This is a genomic window from Streptosporangium nanhuense (assembly GCF_059358815.1).
The window spans coordinates 56,605-75,340 of record NZ_JCADBG010000029.1; the positions used below are offsets into that span (position 1 = coordinate 56,605).

Below are 18,736 nucleotides of genomic sequence, written 5' to 3' on the forward strand. Positions count from 1 at the left end.
GACCTCTACCGGCTTCTACCGGGTGGTCGGCGCCAGCTCGTCCTTGTCGTAGACCTTCAGCTGCGGCCGCTCAGCGCCGTCCCCGCCGTCCTTGCCGGTGTTCTTGGGCTTGCGGCCCAGCCGCTCCTTGAGCCGCTCCACCATCACGTACAGGGTCGGCACCAGCACCAGCGTCAGCAGCGTCGACGACAGCAGGCCGCCGATCACCACGATCGCCAGCGGCTGGGAGATGAACCCGCCCGAGCCGGTCAGCCCCAGCGCCATCGGGATCAGCGCGAAGATCGTCGCCACGGCGGTCATCAGGATCGGCCGCAGCCTGCGCCGGCCGCCTTCGATCACCGCCTCCACGATGCCCATGCCCTGCTCGCGGTACTGGTTGATCAGGTCGATCAGCACGATCGCGTTGGTCACCACGATGCCGATCAGCATCAGCATGCCGATCAGTGCCGGAACGCCCATCGGGGTGCCCGTGGCCAGCAGCAGCCCGATCGCGCCGGTCGCCGCGAACGGCACCGACACCAGCAGGATCAGCGGCTGCACGAAGCTCCGGAACGCCGCCACCATGATCATGAAGACGATCGCGATCGCCGCCAGCATCGCCAGGCCCAGCTGCCCGAAGGCCTCGGCCTGGTCGGCGCTGACCCCGCCCATGGTGTAGCTCGCCCCGGCCGGCAGCGCCAGCGCGTCCAGCTTGGTGGTCAGCTGCGTCGTCGTGGCGCCCAGGTCGCTGCCGGTGGCCGTACCCGACACCGTGGCGCTGCGCTCGCCGTCGATCCGCGTCACCTGCGTGGGACCGGCCACCGTGGACACCTTCGCCACCTGCGACAGCTTCACCACACCCGTGGCGGTCTGCAGCTTCAGCGCCTCGACGGCCTTGACGTCCTGGGGGGCGTCCGCGGTCCGCAGCACCACCGCGCCCGAGCGGCCGTCCAGCGTCAGCTCGCCCAGCGGCGCCCCGCGGAACCGCTGGGCCACCAGCTGCCCGATCTGCGTCTCCGTCAGCCCCCTGGCCGCGGCCTTCTCCCGGTCGACCCGCACCTCGACGCGCTCGGCGCCGGCCGCCAGGTTGGAGGTCACATCCCGCAGCCCGCCCAGGTCGGCCATCGTGGTGCGGACCGCCTCGCTGGCCGTGCGCAGCGTCGCCACGTCCGGCGCCTGCACGATCACCTGCAGCTGGTTGGTCGACCCGCCGCCGGGCGCGCCCTGGCCGCCGCCGATCGTGACCTTGCCGATCTCGGCCTCGGGCAGCTCCGCCAGCCGCGTGCGCAGCTGCTCCTCCAGCGCCGCGCTGTCGGTGTCCTCGGCCACCGTCAGCGAGTACGAGGCCCGGTCGCCGACGCCACCGCCGCCGCCCATGCCCAGGAAACCGCCGCCGCCGCCCACGTTGACCTGGTAGTCGCGCACGCCCTTCAGCGACGCCAGGACCTCCTCGACCTTCTTGGCCGCCGCGTCCGTCGTCTCCAGGTCGGTGCCGGCCGGCATCCGCTGGCTGACCGAGATCGTGTCCTGGCCGGAGGAGTCGATGAAGTTGGTCTCCAGGCGCCCGGCCAGTCCCATCGTCGCGGCGAACACCACCACGCCGATCAGGATCGTCACCAGCCGCCGCCGCGTCGCGAACCGCAGCACCGGCAGGTAGGCCCGCTGCAGGGGGCTGCGCATCTCCTTGGCCTCGGCCTCCTCACGCACCGCCCGCGCCTGCTCCGGCGAGAGCACCGGCGCCTTCAGGAACCAGTACGCCAGCACCGGGACCACCGTCAGCGACACCAGCAGCGACGCCAGCAGCGCCACCGTCACCGTGATCGCGAACGGCGCGAACAGCTGCCCCACCATGCCGCCCACCACCGCGATCGGCAGGAACACCGCCACCGTCGTCAGCGTCGAGGCCGTCACCGCGCCGCTGACCTCGCGCACCCCGGCCAGTACCGCCTTGCGCTTGGCCTCGCCGTATCCCAGGTGACGTTTGATGTTCTCCAGGACCACGATCGAGTCGTCGACCACCCGGCCCACCGCGATCGTCAGCGCGCCCAGCGTCAGCAGGTTCAGCGAGTAGTCCCCCACCCACAGCGCGATCAGCGCGATGACCACCGACAGCGGGATCGACGCCGCCGTCACCAGCGTCGAGCGCACCGACAGCAGGAAGACCAAGATGACCAGCACCGCGAACGCCAGGCCCAGCAGGCCCTCGGTCGTCAGGTCCTCGATCGAGCGCTCCACGTAGGGCGCCTGGTCGAAGATGACCGTGATCTCCGAGGAGTCCCCGATGGCCCGCACCAGATCCGGGATCTTCTCGTTCACCTCGTGCGAGATCGCCACCGCGTTGCCGTCCGGGGTCATCGTCAGCGACAACCCCAGGCTCGGCTGGCCGTTGGTCCGCGTCAGCGACGTGCCCTCGGCCAGGGTCCGCTCCACCGTGGCCACATCCCCCAGCCGCACCGGCTTGGGAGCCGCCGCCGGGCGCTGCGCCTGGGCCTGGGCGGCCCGCTGGGCCTGCTGGAGCTGCGCCGCCGAGCCGCCGCCGGGCGGCGCCTGGCGGGCCTGCGCGGGCGCCTGCTGAGCCGTCGGCGCCGCGGGCGCGGCCGGCGTCAGGTACAGGTCCTTCAGCTGCTCCAGGGTCGAGATCCGCGCCCCCACCTGGACCGTCAGCGACACCTTGTCCTCGGTCACGCTGCCGGCCGGGATCGGCTGCCCGTTGGCCCGCAGCACCTCGGTGATCGCCGTCGGCGACACCCCCAGCAGCGCCATCTTGCGCAGGTCCGGAGTGATCGTCACCACCTCGTCGCGGGTGCCCGTCACCGTCGCCGAGCGCACTCCCTCGATGGCCTGCAGCTCCGGCACCACCAGCCGCCCCAGCCGCTCGGCCATGACCCGCTGATCGCCGCCGTCGCCCACCGCCAGCTGCATCACCGGGATGTCGTCGGTCCCGCCCGACAACACCTGCGGATCGACCCCCTCGGGCAGCTGCGCCTCGATCCGCGAGACCGCCTGCTGCATGTCGGCGACCGCGGCGTCGATGTCGGTGCCGTACTCGAACGCCACCTGGACCTGCGCCATCCCCTCCCGGGACGTCGAGGTCACCTCCGAGACCCCCTCCAGCCCCTGGAAGCTGTTCTCGATCGGCTCGGTCACCTGCTCCTCGACGATCTCAGGAGAGGCGCCCGGGTAGGAGGCCGCCACGAACGCGCCCGGGAACGACAGCGAGGGCAGCAGCTGTTGTTTCAGCGAGGGAATCGCGAACAGGCCGAACGCGCTCAGCACCAACGCGATCATTATGACGAGGCTGCGGTTGGCGAGGCTCAACCTGGCCAGGGAGGTCATGGGGGCGGGCTCCTCAAGGAGGGATGTCACAACAAGATTCGCCCTAGACTAACACTTCGCCTCATACGAATATTTAACGATGCTTACCAATCCTGATAACCTTCTCAGGAAGCGAGAGGTGAGCGTGAACGACGACCGCGAACAGCTGATCGACCATATCGGCGCCATCCAGCGCGACCTGGGCAGGCTCCTGGCCCAGCACCGCGCCCCCTCCCCTCTCTTCGACTCCAACCTGACCATGCGCCAGCTCAAAGTCGTCATGATCCTCTCCGGCCAGGGCTCCGCCTCGGGCCAGGACCTGGCCACCCACCTCGACGTCGGCCTCGGCACCGTCACCGGCATCGTCGACCGCCTCGTCGCCCACGGCCTCGTCGCCCGCCGCGAGGACCCCCGCGACCGCCGCATCCGCCGCGCCGAACTCACCCCCGCCGGGCGCGCCCTCATCGAGCAGATCGCCGACGCCGGCCTCACCGAGTTCCGGCGCCTGCTGCAACACCTCGACACCCCCACCCTGCGCGACATGTCCGTCATCATGGACAAGATCCAGCAGGCCGCCCGCACCCTCCGCAACACCGCCCCCCACAAAAAGGTCGGATGATAGGTTCTGTCGACGTGACAGCACCCACAGCACCCACAGCACCCACCGGCACCCTCTTCTCCCTCACCGGCCGCACCGCCCTCGTCACCGGCGGCAGCTCCGGCATCGGACACGCCATCGCCCGCGCCCTCGGCGACGCCGGCGCCAACGTCGTCATCGCCGCCCGCCGCGCCCCCCAGCTCGACGACGCCCTCACCCAGCTGCGCGACCACCACATCAACGCCGCCGCAGTCACCGCCGACCTCGCCGACCCCGCCGACGTCACCCGCCTGTGCCACCAGGCCCCCACCCACTTCGGCGACATCGACATCCTCGTCAACAACGCCGCCAACAACATCCGGCCCCCCATGGCCGAACTCACCCCCGGCGACTACGAGCAGACCATGGCCGTCAACATCACCGCCCCCTACCTGCTCGGCCAGTACTTCGGCCCCCGCATGGCCCGGCGCGGCTGGGGCCGCATCATCAACATCGGCTCCCAGCAGTCCCACAAGGCCTTCGGCGACAGCGGCGCCTACGGCATCTCCAAAGCCGCCATCACCGGCCTCACCCGCTCCCAGGCCGAAGCCTGGTCCCCCCACGGCGTCTGCGCCAACACCGTCATCCCCGGCTTCGTCCTGACCCCCCTCACCGAACCCGCCCAGGCCGTCCCCGGCCGCGTCGAAGCACTCGCCGCCCGCACCATGACCGGCCGCAACGGCCGCCCCGCCGACTTCGCCGGCATCGCCGTCCTCCTCGCCAGCGACGCGAGCGCCTACATCACCGGCCAGGCCATCTGCGTCGACGGAGGCTTCTCCGTCCACTGACCCGTCCACTGACCCGCCCGCCGATCGCCCACCGATCGCCCACCGACCCCGTGATCTTCCCGGACCACCGTGATTGAATACGCCCCGGAGCCCAACACACCCGGGGAGCCCATGACCACCACCCACCGGCCCCCCACGGGCGCCCGCAGGGCCGTCTCCCACTTCTTCATCCTCCTCGGCATCACCTCCGGCGCCTGGGCCGCCCGCATCCCCGCCGTCAAACACGACCTCCACCTCAGCGACGGCCAGCTCAGCTACGGCCTCCTGGCCGTGGCCATCGGACTCGTCACCGGCATGCGCTTCGCCGGGCACCTCACCGACCGCCTCGGCAGCGCCCGCCTCATCACCCCCGCCGCCGTCGCCACCGCCCTCACCGTCATCCCCCCCGGCTACGCCCCCACCCTGCCCGCCCTCATCGCCACCCTCTTCCTCTTCGGCTTCACCAACGCCTTCCTCGACGTCTCCATGAACGCCCACGGCGTCGAGGTCGAACGCGCCTACGGCCGCCCCCTCATGTCCTCCTTCCACGGCATGTTCAGCCTCGGCTGCCTCACCGGCGCCGGCATCGGCGGCCTGTTCGCCGCCCTCGGCCTCAGCGCCGCCACCACCCTCACCGCCGTCGGCATCCCCCTCGCCCTCACCTCCCTGTACGCCCGCCGCCACCTGCTGCCCGCCACCCCAGCCCCCGCCGCGACCACCACCGCCCCACGCCGGCGCGCCCCGTGGACCGGCTGGATCATCCTCATGGGCGTCGTCGCCTTCTCGGGCCTCGTCGGAGAAGGCGCCGCCAACGACTGGACGGCCGTCTACCTCTTCCAGAACCTCGGCGCCTCCCAGGCCGTCGCCGCCGCCGGATTCGCCGCCTTCTCCACCGCCATGACCCTCGGCCGCTTCGCCGGGGACCACCTCGCCCAACGCCTCGGGCCCGTACGCCTGGTCCGCTACTCCGGCCTCCTGGCCGCCGCCGGCCTGGCCGCCGCCCTGCTCGCCGGCCAGATCCCCATCGCCATCGCCGGATTCACCCTCTTCGGCCTCGGCCTGGCCACCATCGTCCCCCAGGTCTTCTCCGCCGCCGGCAACCACGACCCCGCCCGCGCCGGACAGGCCATCGCCCAGGTCGCCACCGTCGGCTACGCCGGCCTCGTCGCGGGCCCGGCCATCATCGGCGGCGCCGCCGAACTCGTCGGCCTGCCCGCCGCCCTGGGCATCCCCGCCCTCCTCGCCGCCTTCATGGCCGCCTCCGCCGGGGCGCTGCACCCCCGCAAGACACCACGGCCACACACCCACCCCACCGGCACCGGCACCGGCACCGGCACCGGCACCGGCGCTGACGCTGACGCTGACGCCGGCATCGACGCCGGCGAGACGGACACACGCTCACGATGAGCGGACGGCCCCGCCGGGGCGCGGGGCCGATTCCGGCGTACCCACCGGGCAAAACGCCGACACGGCCACGGCTCTAGGGCTCTTCGGGGGGTGCGGCGCGCCGGTCGTGGTGATCCAGCAGCCTGGACAGCACCTCGGTCAGCCCCCGCCGCTCCTGGGGTGACAGCGGAGCCAGCAGCTCGTCCTGGCATGCGGCCAGCCGCTCCTCAAGCCGCCGCAGCCGCCGCTCGCCCGCCGGGGTCAGCGAGATGACGTTGCGCCGCCGGTCGGCAGGGTCGGGGGCGCGCTCGACCAGCCCGCCCTCGGCCAGCTCGTTGACCGTCGCGACCATGTCGCTGAGATGGATGCCGCTACGGCGGCCCAGCGCGGCCTGGCTGGCCGGGCCGGACTCCTCCAGCGTCGCCAGCAGGCGGTAGTGGTAGCCGCGGGCACCGACGGAGGAGAACCCCTCACCCACCAGGCGGTGCGCGTGCTGGGCGGTCCGGCCGAGCAGCCAGCTGGGCAGGTTCTCCCACCGGGCGGGCGTCCTCTCGGTCTCCATGCGGCCAGTTTAACGACTCGTTCGGCGCACTAATGATTTGCTATCGTTAGTCGAGTAAACGTTAGCCAGCCAAACGAATCCCCGGAGCCCAGAAACCATGATCAAGCCATTCCGCATCGACATCCCCCAGACCGACCTCGACGACCTGACCGACCGGCTCACCCGCACCCGCTGGCCCAACGAGGTCACCGGCGCCGGCTGGGACTACGGCTTCCCCCTCACACGACTCAAAGAACTCGCCGAACACTGGCGCACCAGATACGACTGGCGCGCACACGAGGCCGAACTCAACAAACTCCCCCACCACACCACCGAGATCGACGGCCAGAACATCCACTTCGTCCACGTCCGCTCCCCCAACCCGGACGCCCTCGCACTCATCCTCACCCACGGCTGGCCCGGCTCCTTCCTGGAGTTCCTCGACGTCATCGAGCCACTGTCACGCGACTTCCACCTGGTCATCCCCTCCATCCCGGGCTACGGCCTGTCCGGCCCCACCCACGAACGCGGCTGGGACATCCCCCGCATCGCACGAGCCTGGGCCGAACTGATGCACCGCCTCGGATACGACCACTACGGCGCACAAGGCGGCGACTTCGGCTCGGGCATCTCCATGGCACTCGGCGCGACCGCCCCCGAACACGTCCTCGGAGTGCACGTCAACTTCCTGCCGACCCGGCCGATCCCCGACACCGACCTCGAACTGTCAGAAACCGACGAAGCCCGGCTGGACAAGGTCCGACAACTGATGGCGAACCGCCCGCCCTACCAGGCCCTGCAAGCCCTCACCCCGCAGACCATCGGCTACGCCCTGACCGACTCCCCGGTCGGCCAGCTCGTCTGGATCGCCGAACGCTTCGCCCACTGGACCGACCCCCGCTCACAGATCAGCGACGAACGCATGCTCACCAACGTCTCCCTGTACTGGCTGACCGCCACCGCCGCCTCCTCCGCACGACTGCACCACGACACCCCGCGAGCGACCACACCGTGCCCGGTACCGGTCGGCGTGGCGGTGTTCGCCCACGACATCACCCAATCGGTGCGACCCCTCGCCGAGCGGCTGTACGACATCAGGCACTGGTCGGAGTTCGACCGCGGCGGCCACTTCGCCGCCATGGAGGTGCCGGAACTGCTCGCCGAGGACATCCGCGACTTCTTCCTCACCCGCCTCGGGCACGCCACCCGCTGAGCGCCGACGACCGACGCGGCGTCGGACACGGCCGCCCGTCACAGCCTGACGTACGCCCCCCGAACCGGCCGCCGCCCACGACCGGGTCGCGCTGCCCGAAGCCGACGGGCCGACGGGGCGGCGAAGCCTGCGCACGTGCCTGACGGCGATCGATCGTCGGCCCTGGTTTCGGGTGCGACCGAAAACAGGACGCCTTTGTTTGTGGGTGATGAGTCTTTAGTCCATCGTAAATGATCTTGAACTCCAGCCGATCGCCTTTACAATGTAGATTTATTCAGTGGGCGCCTCGAAGCGGGCCAGCCAGGTGGTGAGGAGCGCCTCCAGGAGTGCCGCCTCCTCGGGAGACAGGCCGTCCAGGAGGCGGCGCTCGTTGCGCATGTGCTCGGCGAAGGCCCGGTCGATCAGCTCCCTGCCCGCGGCGGTGAGCGCGACCACCCGCCCCCGGCCGTCGCTCTCGCTCGGGCGGCGGGCGACGAGCCCGTCGCGCTCCAGCCGGTCGATGCGCTTGGTCATCGCGCCGGTGGTGACCATGGTGAAGGCGGCGAGCTCCCCGGGGGCGCGCTCGAAGGGCGCGCCCCCGCGCCGCAGGGTGGCCAGGACGTCGAACTCCCCCTCCCCGAGCCCGTACCGCCGGTAGACGACGCACAATTGCTCGGTGAGGTGCCCGGCGAGGCGGTGCAGGCGCCCGATCACCCCCTGCGGGCTCACGTCCACATCCGGGCGCTCACGGGCCCACTCGCGCTGGATGCGGGCGACGTGGTCGAAAGTTTCGCTCATGTCCCCATAGTAGCTTCCCGGGAAGGTATATTGCTTCCATGGAAGCCACTTTTCGCTGGACGCTGCTCACCGCGACGGCACCGATCGCGTGGGGGACGACCTACTTCGTCACCCACCAGTTCCTGCCGCCCGGCTACCCCCTGTACGGAGCGGCCATCAGGGCACTGCCCGCGGGGCTCCTGCTCCTGCTGCTGTGCGGGAGGCTCCCACGCGGGTCGTGGTGGTGGAAGTCCCTCGTGCTGGGCACCCTCAACATGAGCGCGTTCTTCGCGCTGGTCTACCTGGCGGCCCAGCTGCTCCCGACGAGCGTCGCCTCGACGATCATGGCGACGTCGCCCGTGGCGATGATGCTCCTGGCCTGGTCGATACTCTCGGAACGGCCGCGGCTCGCGCACCTGGCCGGAGCGGGCATCGGCATCGCGGGGGTGTGCCTCATGCTGTTCACCGGCGCGGCCGCGGTCGACGGCCTGGGCGTGCTCGCCTCCGTCGCGGCCATGGTGATGTCGTCGTTCGGCTACGTACTGGCCAAGAGATGGACCACCGGCACCGACGCCCGCGCCGGCGCGCTGGCGTCGACCTCGTGGCAGCTCATCGCCGGGGGCCTGGTCCTGCTGCCCTTCGCCGTCGCGGTGGAGGGCCCTCCGCCGGCCCTGGACGGACCGGCGATCCTCGGGTTCGGCTACGTCACCGTCGTCGCCACGGCCCTCGCCTTCGCCGCCTGGTTCGCAGGGCTGCGCCACCTTCCGGCCGCGACGGTGGGCCTGGTCGGGCTGCTCAATCCGGTGACCGGGGTACTGCTCGGCACGATGGTCGCCGGGGAGGCGCTCACCGCCCGGCAGCTGTGCGGGCTGGCGCTGGTCCTGCTCGGGATCCTGCTCGGCCAGCCCGTCGCGGCCCGCCTCGCCGCGCGCCTTCGAAGCCGGGCCGAGCTGCCCGGCCCGGCTTCGGCGGGCCGGGCGGGAGACGGCGTGCTCACCGGCGCGCACGCCGGGTGTGCGCGCCGGTGAGCACGCCGCTTCGCGGTGCGGTCACGACCGGCGCGGACCATGCCCTTGAGGCGGGGCCGGCAGGCCGGGAGGGCCACCCCCGTCGCGGCGGCCCGGATCAGGCGGGCTCCGCCGCGCAGGCCAGCTCACGCACCGGGCGCTCGCCCGTGGTCAGGAACGCCGTCACCGCGGTGTCCGCGCACGTGTTCTCGCCGAACAGGTAGACACCGTGGCCGCCCTGGTCGACCGTCACCATCCGGGCCCGGTCGCCGAGCGCCCGCCGCATCTTCATGGCGTCGGCCAGCGGCGTCCCCGCGTCACGGAGGAACTGCGCCATCAGGACGTTCGACGGGCCCCGGTCACCGACGCGCACCGGCGGCTCGACGGGGCCGGACGGCCAGAACGCGCACGGCCGGATGTTGGCCGCCGCCGCGCCGAACATCGGGTACCGCCTCCGGTCGGCTTCGACGTCGCGCTGATAGGCACGGACCGACCGGGGCCAGCGCGAGTCGCCGCAGACCACGTACTGATGGCTGGACAGCGCGTTGTCCGCGTCCAGCACGGGGACCTCCGCCGGCGGCGGCGCCTGGCCGGTGTCGGCCATCTTCCAGAAGTCGGCCAGCGCGGGGAAGGTCGTGTCGCGAAAGAGCATGCCGAACGTGATCATCCGGAACATCGCACCGTCGACCCCGTGCACCGCCGTCCTGTCCAGCCGCTTGACGAGCTCGAAGTACTTCTCGGTCACCTGCCGCGGTGTGCCGCCCAGCCCGTGCTCGGGGTGGGCCGCGGCGTACTCGGCGAAGTCGGGGAGCCGGTCCTCGAAGCCCCGGGCGAACAGGCTCCTGTCCCTGTAGGTGATGCCACGGGGAGGCAGGTTGCTGTCGATCACGATCCGGTCGCCGCGCCGCGGGAACAGCGTGGCGTACACCGCGCCGAGGTGGCTGCCGTAGGAGTAGCCGAGATAGGAGAGGTTCGGCTCGCCCAGCGCCTCGCGGATGCGGTCCATGTCGCGGGCGGTGTTGGCGGTGGTGACGTACGGCAGCATCCAGGCCGTCTTCGACGTGGCACACTGCCTGGCGACGGCCCTGACCTCCTTGGCCCGCCTCGCCACGTCGGCCGTGGTGGCCGCGTACGGCGGGACGTTGCCCTGGAACTGCTGCTCCTGCGTCAGAGCGCAGGTCACCGGCGTGCTGCGGCCGACGCCGCGCGGGTCGAACCCGATCACGTCATAGGTGTCCAGCACGCTCCGCGGCAGGCCGGCGGCCACGAGATCGACCGGGAAGCGCAGGCCCGTCGCGCCCGGGCCGCCCGAGTTGAGCAGCAGCACGCCACGCCGCCGCGCCGGGTCCCCGCTCGCCAGGCGGGACATCGCGACCTCGATCTTCCGCCCGTCCGGGTCGCGGTAGTCCAGCGGCACCTTGAGCGTCGAGCACTCCAGACCGGGCGCGGCGACGTCCTTCGGGCACGTCCCCCACCGCACCGCGCCCGGCGCGCCCGGCGCGCTCGATGCGGCCGTCACCGCGGCCGGCGCCCCCTGCGGGAGGACCGTCGCCACGATGGCGACGGCCAGGGCTGTCAGGGGGGTCAGGGCTCTTCGCAGGCTCAAGTGCTTCATCTGGTCGATTACAGCCGTCTCGGCGCTCGTCCGGCAGTGCGGCCACGTCACCACCTCACCGTGACATTTTCGCAGGTGAGGTCATGACGTGGCGTCACTGGTACCCCCCCGAAGCGATCCGGGGCCCCCTCAGCCGACGTGGACCAGGGGGCGGCGGGCGGTCTCCTGCTCGGCCTGGCGCAGCACCTCGCGGGTGAGCGGCGGGATGTCGCCGCCGCCGAAGACGAGGTAGCGCAGCAACGCGCCGACCGGGTTGCCCTCGGCGGCCCAGTGGAAGTAGACGTGCGGGGTCTTGCCGGTCTGGTCGCGCAGATACAGCAGCAGGGCGGCGATGGCGTTGGCGATGGTGGGGCTCTCCATCCGCAGGATGCGAAACCCGTGGCGCTCCTCACCGATGACGCGCAGCTCGCCGGCGAACTCCGAGGCGTCGGAGACGCTCACCTCCAGGAACAGCAGCCCCTCGCCGGTACGCAGCCGGTGCAGCTCCCAGGCCTCGCGGGCCTTGTCGACGTACTCCTTGCAGTCGCGCTCGTGCGGCTCGTTGGCGATCAGCCGCAGCTCCCCCGCCTCGCTGACGTAGCGGCGGGCCAGGTCGTCCAGGGTGACCTTGGTGACGCGCAGCTCGGTGGAGCGGGTGGCCCGGGAGATCAGCGAGGTGATCACGATGGCCAGCACGAACAGCAGGGCGATCACCAGGCCGTCGGGACGTTCGACGATGTTGGCCACGGTGGCGTAGGCGAAGATCAGCGTGATGACGCCGAAGGAGAGCGCCGCCCGGGTGCGGCCCTCGTTCCAGGCGGCCAGGGTGACCGCGACGGCGGCCGACAGGATCAGCGCGAGCACGCCGGTGGCGTAGGCGCCGCCCTGGGACTCCACGTCGGCGCCGAAGAACAGGGTGATGAGGAAGGAGATGGCGGTGAAGACCAGCACCATCGGCCGGGCCGCGCGCGACCAGTCGGGGGCCATGCCGTAGCGGGGAAGGTAGCGCGGCACGATGTTGAGCAGCCCGGCCAGCGCCGAGGCCCCGGCGAACCACAGGATCGCGATGGTGGACAGGTCGTAGACGGTGCCGAACCCGTCACCCAGATACTCGTGCGCCAGGTAGGCCAGGGCGCGCCCGTTGGCCGCGCCGCCCTCGGCGAACTCCTTGGCCGGGATGAGCACGGTGGTGGCGAAGCTGGAGGTGATCAGGAAGGCGCTCATGATGACCGCCGCGGTGGTCAGCAGCGTGCGCGCGCCGCCGATCCGCCGCTCCAGGTCCCCCTTGACCAGCGGCATCACGGCCACCCCGGTCTCGAAGCCCGACAGGCCCAGGGCGAGTTTGGGCATCACGTACAGCGAGACGGCGACCATCGCCAGCGGGCTGGAGTGCTCGGCCGTCAACGCCTCACCCCAGTTGGTGACCAGCGCGGGGTCGGCGAGCACCCGGTGCAGGGCCGTCCCCAGGACGACCACGTTCAGCACCAGGTAGACGGCCACCAGGACGACGGCGATCGAGATGGCCTCGCTGAACCCGACCAGGAACACCCCGCCGAGGGCGGCGATCAGCGCCAGGGTGACCGGGACCTGCCAGCCGGCCAGGAAGTGCGGCACGAACGGGTTGTGCAGGATGTGGGCGGTGGCGTCGGCCGCCGACAGGGTGATGGTCACGATGAACGCGGTGGCCACGAACCCCAGCAGGAACAGCACCAGCAGCTTGCCGCGCCAGCCCGGCAGCAGGCGCTCCAGCATCGACAGCGAGCCCAGCCCGTGCGGGCTCTGCCCGGCCACCGCCCGGTAGGTCGGCAGCGCGCCGAACAGGGTCAGCGCCACCAGCAGCAACGTCGCCAGCGGGCTGAGCGCCCCGGCGGCCAGCGCGGCGATGCCCGGCTGGTAGCCCAGGGTGGAGAAGTAGTCCACCCCGGTCAGGCACATCACCTGCCACCAGGAGTGCTGCCGCTCGGGCGGCTCCTCGTGGTGGGGGCCGCTGGTCCTGGGGTCGGAGCGTTGCAGCCCCTTCAGCAACCACCCCCGCAGCCCCGAGTCCACCCGTGCCGGCGCCGACGTACCTGCCACTGAATTCTCTCCCTGCGATTCCTGCGATTCCCGCGGTCCCCGCGGTCCTGCGGTCCCTGTGATCCACGTCGTTGCCCGGCTCCCGGCGGGGCCGGACGGCGCGAGCGCGCGCCGCCGGGTGCCGGTGTCCGGGCTCTAGCGCCGGTCACGTCCCGCGGCCGCGAGAATCGAGGGAGATCCGGCGAGAAGGTGGCGTGACAGGTGGCCACCGGCCGGTGAGGGGAGGGCGAGGCGTCCCGGACGGCACAGCGCGGCCGGGAGGGATCGCCGGAGGAGGGGAAGACGAGACACCCCTATTCCCTACCGGTCCGGCCGCCGGGCGCCTAGAAAATCATGCGGATCCATACGCGTTCTTGACGCCGGTTCGTCCAGGTTCCCCCCCTCTCCCCCGGATGCCGGCGTCTCACCGCGTTCTCCCGCCCTGTCCCACAGGGCCTCCGGCACGTCGCGGTGCCCGGCGCCCCACCCCTCCCCCGGGCCGCGACGCCCACGTCTTCACGCGATTCACACGATTCACGCGACGGTCACGCCGCCGCCTCCAGCGCCAGCAGGGCGCGCTTGGCGTCGGCGCCGCCCGCGTACCCCCCGGGACCGCCGTCGGAGCGCACCACCCGGTGGCAGGGCACGACGACGGGAAGCGGGTTGGTGGCGCAGGCGGTGCCCACCGCGCGCACCGCCCGCGGGCTGCCCGCGGCGGCGGCGACCCGGGCGTAGCTCTCGGTACGGCCGTAACCGATCTCCCCCAGGCACCTGAGCACCTCGCGCCGGAACCCCTTCGACAGCCGCCAGTCCAGCCGCAGGTCGAACCCGGTGCGCCGGCCGTCGAAGTACTCCCGCAGCTGGCGGCTCGTCTCCTCCAGGCGGGCCGGGGCGTACAGCACGCGGGGGCTGATGCTCTCGGCGAGCTGACGCAGCACGGCGTCGTGGTCCTGCACGGCGTAGGCCACCCTCACCAGCCCCTGATCGGTGGCGGCCAGCAGCAGCGTGCCGACCGGTGTCTCCAGGGTGCGGTAGGCGACGTCGAGGATCCCCTCACGCCGCGCCCGCTCGGCGAGCCGCCCGCGCAGCCGGGCCATCGCCGGGGCGTCCTGGAGGGGGAGCGCCGCGAACAGCTCCTCGCCGTGCGGGCCGGACGCGCTGGTCATCGGTCAGCCTCCCTTTGCTCGGCCGGTCGCGGATAGGTGCCGCGCAGGGTCTTGATGCCGTCGGCCGCCGCCCTGCGAGCGGCGTCGGCGCTCCCGCCCTGCAGGGCCGCGATCTCCTTGTACGGCAGCCCGGCCAGGTAGTGGTAGGCCACCGCCTGGCGCTGCCGGGCCGGCAGCGCCCCGAGCGCCCGCCACAGGTCGCCGTCCCACTCCTCCGGCCGTCCGATACGGCTGGGACGCTCCGGCAGCGCCTCCACCGGGGTGGGCGCGCGACCGGCGGCGCGGGTGACGTCGATGGCCTTGCGGTGGGCGATCGTCACCAGCCACGCCTCGACGTTCGCCTCGGGCGGCAGGTCCGGGTAGGCCTTCAGCGCCGCCAGAAAGGTCTCCGACCAGGCGTCCTCCGCGTCCTGGGGCCCGAGCACCGCCCGGCACACGCGCAGCACCATGGCCCCGTGGTCGGTCACGATCCGCTCGAAAGGTCGCATGCTCCCACCCTGCCCGTCGACCGCCCCCGCTTCCGGGACCGAAAGGCGCCGTTCAGAACAGCCTCGCCGCCTTCAGGGCGGCCGGCTCCTCCAGGTCCAGCAGGAACCGCTTGCGCTCCAGGCCGCCGGCGTAGCCGATCAGGCTGCCGTCCGCGCCCACCACCCGATGGCAGGGCACGATCACGCTCAGCGGGTTGCGGGCGTTCGCGGCGCCGACCGCCTGGGCCAGCGACGCCCTGCCCAGCCGCCGCGCCAGATCCCCGTACGAGCGGGTCTCGCCGAAGGGGATCTCCGTCAGCAGCCGCCACACCCGCCGCTGGAACTCATCCCCCCGAGGGGCCAGGGGGAGCTCGAAGCCGGTCCGCTCGCCGGCGAAGTACTCCCCCAGCTGACGGCCGACCTCCTCGAAGCCCGAATCGCGGTAGGCGCCCCGCTCTTCCGGCCCGGGGCCGCGAAGGTGACCTTCGAAGTACAGCCCGCTCAGCACGCCGTCCTCGGCGACCGCGGTCAGGTCACCCAGCGGCGACGCGATGACGGTGTGGGTCCTGGCCATGACACTTCGTCCTTTCCCACGCTACGGGACCATCCTCGGCCCTCACCCTCGAAGACGTCCGGCGACCGCGAAACGTGAGATCCGTAAAAGCGGCCGGGGCTGCCGATACCCGGCCGATACGTGACCGAGCGCCGGCGCATACGCGGCGTCAACGGCACCGATGTCCGGTTCGCGAAGGATAACGGCCATGTTCTTCCTTCGAATGCCCGACGTGCTGGCCGTGGTCACCGCGTCCGCGATGACGGTGACCGGATGCGGCGGCGTGAGCGCACCGGCCCGGCCCCCGGCGGCCGCCAAGCCCGGCGCGCCGAGCGCGGGCGACCCGCTCTTCGCCTACCTGGGCAACGGCGGCTACGACGTCGGCTCCTACGACGTGAGCTACGACTACCGCGCCGGCACCACGAAAATGGCCGCCTCGGTGAGGATCGACGCCACCGCGACACACGCCCTGTCCCGCTTCAGCCTGGACGCCGCGGTAGAGAAGATCACCAAGGTGACCGTGGCGGGCCGTCCCGCCGCCTTCCGCGTCTCGGGGGAGAAACTGCTGATCACGCCCGGCCGGGTGCTGCCCCGAGGCCGGCCGTTCCGCGTGGAGGTCTCCTACCGCGTCGACCGCGCCGCCAACCCGCAGTCACCCGCCTTCCCCAGGGACGAGAAACCGCACCGCACCGCCTGGGTCGGCAAGAAGGACGGCTTCGCCGTCATGGGACAGCCCGACCGGGCCCACCTGTACTTCCCCAGCAACGATCATCCCGCTGACAAGGCGAGGGTCACCTTCCGCATCACCACCCCGAAGGGCCTGCGGGCGGTCGCCAACGGAACGCTCCGCTCACGTACGGAGAAGGCCGGCCGCGTCACCCACGTCTTCGCCACCCGCGACCCCATCCCGACCCACGTCGTGCAGGTGGCCGTCGGCCACTTCACCACGCTCAAGGGCACGGGACCGCACGGCCTGCCGCTGCGCAGCCACGTCGCCACCGCCCAGGCCGCCAGGACCCGCGCCCTCGTCGACGGCATCGCCGGGCAGATGACCTGGATGGAGAAACAGGTCGGCCCCTTCCCCTTCGAGACCTACGGCGTGCTCGGCGTTCCCGGCGGCTACAACGGCGTCGCCCTGGAGAGCGCCACCCTGTCCACCTACGCCGTGGAGAACCTGACCGGCACCGACCAGCGCGGCCGGGTGACCAGGGAGGACACCCGCGACGACGCGATCACCATGGTCCACGAGCTGGCCCACCAGTACTTCGGCGACGCCGTCGCGGTGCGCGACTGGAACCAGATGTGGATCAGCGAGGGCCACGCCGAGTTCTACCAGGTCCTGTACGCCGCCGAGAAGGGCTGGCGTGACCTCGACGACCCCTCGCGCGGGCTGCGCGCCCGCTACGACTTCGACGGGGACAAGCGCGCCGAGTCAGGCCCTCCGGGGAAGATGCGGCACGCCCGCGACGTGCTGGTCGGCACCAACACCGCGGGCCTGCTGATGCTGTTCGGCCTGCGGGAGATGGTCGGCGAGGACACCTTCCGGCGGATCGAGAAGACCTTCTTCGCCGAGTTCCGCGGCCGCTCGGCAGGCACCCGGGACTACATCGAGGTCGCCAACCGGGTGAGCGGCAGGGACCTGACCGGCTACGTCAACGGCTGGATCTACGACGCCCGGACCCCGCCGATGCCGGGCCACCCGGACTGGCGGTCCTAGCGCCGCCGGTGCCGCCGTCCGCTTCGGGGGCGACGGCGGCACCGGCACGGCGAGCGCGACCAGAGCGGTTTCACCTGGGGAGGGAGCGCTCCCACGCCGAATCGATGATTGAGCAGGTCAGAATGGGTAGTGACTTCCTCACGACTTTCACAGCGACCGTTCTGATCATGGCGAACACGTCGGCAGCCCCCCGCTGAACGCCACGGACGGCACTCACCGGAGGGGACCGGCATGCACACCGATCAGCGCGGCCACTGGCCGATCAGCACCGACCTGATCGGCCTGCGCCGGCACCTGTACCGCTACATGAGCCAGGTGGGCCTGGCCGGGACGCGACGCGACGACCTGCTGCTGGCGGCCAACGAGGCCGTCATCAACGTGCTGGAACACGGCGACGCGGCCGGCAGCGTGAGCGTCTGGCAGGACGAGGCGGACCTCGTCGTCGACGTCGTCGACGACGCCGGGCGCCTCACCCCCGACCAGGCCGACCGCCACCGGCCCGCCCCGGGCTCGGTCCGCGGTTTCGGGCTGTGGCTGATGGGCCGCCTCTGCGACGAGCTCACCATCCGCCAGAGCGGCGGGCGCTCCCACGTCCGGTTGCGGATGCGCCTGCACGCCACTCCCGGCACCGGGTGACCGGTCGCCCTGGGCCGGCCGGCCACCCGCCCCGCGCTCCCGTACGGCGCGCGGCGCGCACGGGCCATCACCGCCGAGATCAGTCAGCGCGCGGATCGGGCCCCGCGGGAAGATCGACCGTGAGCATCAACGGGGTGGCGACCCCGTGCTGGAAGGCCGCGTCGGCGAGGAAGGCGGCCAGCCAGCCCAGGGCGGCCGGCGACCACTCCGCGAGGGTGCCGTAGAAGGTGACCCGGTGGTGGGTGGGCCCGTGCCACACCTCGTCGACGACGGCGGGCTCCAGGAGCGCCTCGCCCTCACCGCCGGTGGAGACGTCATCGCCCGCGAAGAGCGAGCCGCACGAGAAGACGTCCTGGTCGAACTCCCGCATCCAGCGGAGCATCTCGGGCACCGCCGAGCGGATGGACGGATCCTGCCCGCCGTCCAGCGTCACCCGCACCTCCGCCCTCAGGCGCGGGTCACCGTCGGCGAACCAGCCGGCGTCCTGGAGCAGGGTCACCACGGCGCTCACGCGCGACGAGGTGCCCACCGGGGCCTCGAGGCTCTGCACGGGCAGCAGCACCCGGACCGCCCGCAGGTGAGCGGTGCCGAGGCGCGCCACGACGTCGCCCGCGCACGCCAGGAACGCCTGCACCGGCAGCGGCCGGTCGGCCGGGACCGGCCTGGTCAGCGCCACCTGGAACCACGCGAAGCGCGCAGGCCCCGGCTCCGTGGCCGGAGCCGGGGCCTGCGCCGCGTCGTTCATCCCCCACAGGCCGCCGGACGTGTTCCCCACGGCCTCGGTGAGCCATCCCATCGCCGACGACCTCGCGACGAACAGGCTGTAGGCGTCGGAGGAGGCGTCGCAGGAGGCGACGAGAGGATCCCGCCACGGGTGCGGTGCCAGCTCGCCGTACAGAGCCGCGAGCATGGTGCCGTCGGGCCTGATACTCACGTCGCCCCTCTCC

16 protein-coding genes are annotated in these 18,736 nt (G+C 72.1%); 7 read left to right on the forward strand and 9 right to left on the reverse strand.

The annotated features are described in order from the left end of the window. Nucleotides 1-15 precede the first annotated feature (15 nt). Complete coding sequence (locus tag AC5L38_RS38190; protein WP_495247687.1) at nucleotides 16-3,345, reverse strand: efflux RND transporter permease subunit; 3,330 nt, start codon at nucleotides 3,343-3,345, stop codon at nucleotides 16-18. An 88-nt stretch (nucleotides 3,346-3,433) separates the two neighbouring features. On the opposite strand from AC5L38_RS38190, the gene AC5L38_RS38195 reads away from it, so the two are divergent. From AC5L38_RS38195 to AC5L38_RS38205, 3 genes are all read left to right on the forward strand, one after another. Further along, nucleotides 3,434-3,913: a MarR family winged helix-turn-helix transcriptional regulator gene (locus AC5L38_RS38195; protein WP_495247688.1), complete on the forward strand. Its 480-nt coding sequence runs from the start codon at nucleotides 3,434-3,436 to the stop codon at nucleotides 3,911-3,913. A gap of 14 nt (nucleotides 3,914-3,927) precedes the next feature. Continuing rightward, nucleotides 3,928-4,719: an SDR family NAD(P)-dependent oxidoreductase gene (locus AC5L38_RS38200; RefSeq protein WP_495247689.1), complete on the forward strand. Its 792-nt coding sequence runs from the start codon at nucleotides 3,928-3,930 to the stop codon at nucleotides 4,717-4,719. Between the two features lie 111 nt (nucleotides 4,720-4,830). After that, nucleotides 4,831-6,105: an MFS transporter gene (locus tag AC5L38_RS38205; RefSeq protein WP_495247690.1), complete on the forward strand. Its 1,275-nt coding sequence runs from the start codon at nucleotides 4,831-4,833 to the stop codon at nucleotides 6,103-6,105. Nucleotides 6,106-6,178: 73 nt separating this feature from the next. Here the strand turns inward: AC5L38_RS38205 and AC5L38_RS38210 are convergent, their stop codons facing one another. Beyond that, nucleotides 6,179-6,646, reverse strand: a complete 468-nt coding sequence (locus AC5L38_RS38210) for a MarR family winged helix-turn-helix transcriptional regulator (RefSeq protein ID WP_495247691.1) — start codon at nucleotides 6,644-6,646, stop codon at nucleotides 6,179-6,181. Between the two features lie 97 nt (nucleotides 6,647-6,743). Here AC5L38_RS38210 and AC5L38_RS38215 point away from each other — a divergent pair, with 97 nt between their 5' ends. Further along, nucleotides 6,744-7,838 carry an epoxide hydrolase family protein gene (locus AC5L38_RS38215; protein WP_495247692.1) on the forward strand — a complete coding sequence of 365 codons (1,095 nt, stop codon included), beginning with the start codon at nucleotides 6,744-6,746 and terminating at the stop codon, nucleotides 7,836-7,838. A 270-nt stretch (nucleotides 7,839-8,108) separates the two neighbouring features. Here the strand turns inward: AC5L38_RS38215 and AC5L38_RS38220 are convergent, their stop codons facing one another. Continuing rightward, the gene (locus AC5L38_RS38220; protein WP_495247693.1) at nucleotides 8,109-8,615 is read right to left on the reverse strand and encodes a MarR family winged helix-turn-helix transcriptional regulator; all 507 of its coding nucleotides are present in this window, start codon (nucleotides 8,613-8,615) and stop codon (nucleotides 8,109-8,111) included. 38 nt (nucleotides 8,616-8,653) lie between these two features. Here AC5L38_RS38220 and AC5L38_RS38225 point away from each other — a divergent pair, with 38 nt between their 5' ends. Then, complete coding sequence (locus AC5L38_RS38225) at nucleotides 8,654-9,622, forward strand: EamA family transporter (RefSeq protein WP_495247694.1); 969 nt, start codon at nucleotides 8,654-8,656, stop codon at nucleotides 9,620-9,622. Nucleotides 9,623-9,719: 97 nt separating this feature from the next. Here the strand turns inward: AC5L38_RS38225 and AC5L38_RS38230 are convergent, their stop codons facing one another. The 5 genes from AC5L38_RS38230 to AC5L38_RS38250 form a co-directional block, all read right to left on the reverse strand. Next, nucleotides 9,720-11,216 carry an alpha/beta hydrolase gene (locus tag AC5L38_RS38230; RefSeq protein WP_495247695.1) on the reverse strand — a complete coding sequence of 499 codons (1,497 nt, stop codon included), beginning with the start codon at nucleotides 11,214-11,216 and terminating at the stop codon, nucleotides 9,720-9,722. A gap of 129 nt (nucleotides 11,217-11,345) precedes the next feature. Then, on the reverse strand, nucleotides 11,346-13,271 hold the full coding sequence (locus AC5L38_RS38235; RefSeq protein WP_495247696.1) for an APC family permease: 1,926 nt from the start codon (nucleotides 13,269-13,271) through the stop codon (nucleotides 11,346-11,348). Nucleotides 13,272-13,795: 524 nt separating this feature from the next. Next, on the reverse strand, nucleotides 13,796-14,416 hold the full coding sequence (locus AC5L38_RS38240) for a methylated-DNA--[protein]-cysteine S-methyltransferase (protein ID WP_495247697.1): 621 nt from the start codon (nucleotides 14,414-14,416) through the stop codon (nucleotides 13,796-13,798). Continuing rightward, the gene (locus AC5L38_RS38245; protein WP_495247698.1) at nucleotides 14,413-14,904 is read right to left on the reverse strand and encodes an RNA polymerase sigma factor; all 492 of its coding nucleotides are present in this window, start codon (nucleotides 14,902-14,904) and stop codon (nucleotides 14,413-14,415) included. The genes AC5L38_RS38240 and AC5L38_RS38245 overlap by 4 nt, the downstream gene beginning before the upstream one ends. A gap of 52 nt (nucleotides 14,905-14,956) precedes the next feature. Beyond that, nucleotides 14,957-15,457 carry a methylated-DNA--[protein]-cysteine S-methyltransferase gene (locus AC5L38_RS38250; protein ID WP_495247699.1) on the reverse strand — a complete coding sequence of 167 codons (501 nt, stop codon included), beginning with the start codon at nucleotides 15,455-15,457 and terminating at the stop codon, nucleotides 14,957-14,959. 187 nt (nucleotides 15,458-15,644) lie between these two features. Between AC5L38_RS38250 and AC5L38_RS38255 the strand changes: the two genes are divergently transcribed. Next, nucleotides 15,645-17,153 (forward strand): M1 family metallopeptidase, encoded by a 1,509-nt coding sequence (locus AC5L38_RS38255; RefSeq protein WP_495247700.1) that lies wholly within the window; start codon nucleotides 15,645-15,647, stop codon nucleotides 17,151-17,153. Nucleotides 17,154-17,384: 231 nt separating this feature from the next. Then, the gene (locus tag AC5L38_RS38260; protein ID WP_495247701.1) at nucleotides 17,385-17,789 is read left to right on the forward strand and encodes an ATP-binding protein; all 405 of its coding nucleotides are present in this window, start codon (nucleotides 17,385-17,387) and stop codon (nucleotides 17,787-17,789) included. Nucleotides 17,790-17,868: 79 nt separating this feature from the next. Here AC5L38_RS38260 and AC5L38_RS38265 read toward each other — a convergent pair whose 3' ends face one another. After that, nucleotides 17,869-18,723: a hypothetical protein gene (locus tag AC5L38_RS38265; RefSeq protein WP_495247702.1), complete on the reverse strand. Its 855-nt coding sequence runs from the start codon at nucleotides 18,721-18,723 to the stop codon at nucleotides 17,869-17,871. Nucleotides 18,724-18,736 lie beyond the last annotated feature (13 nt).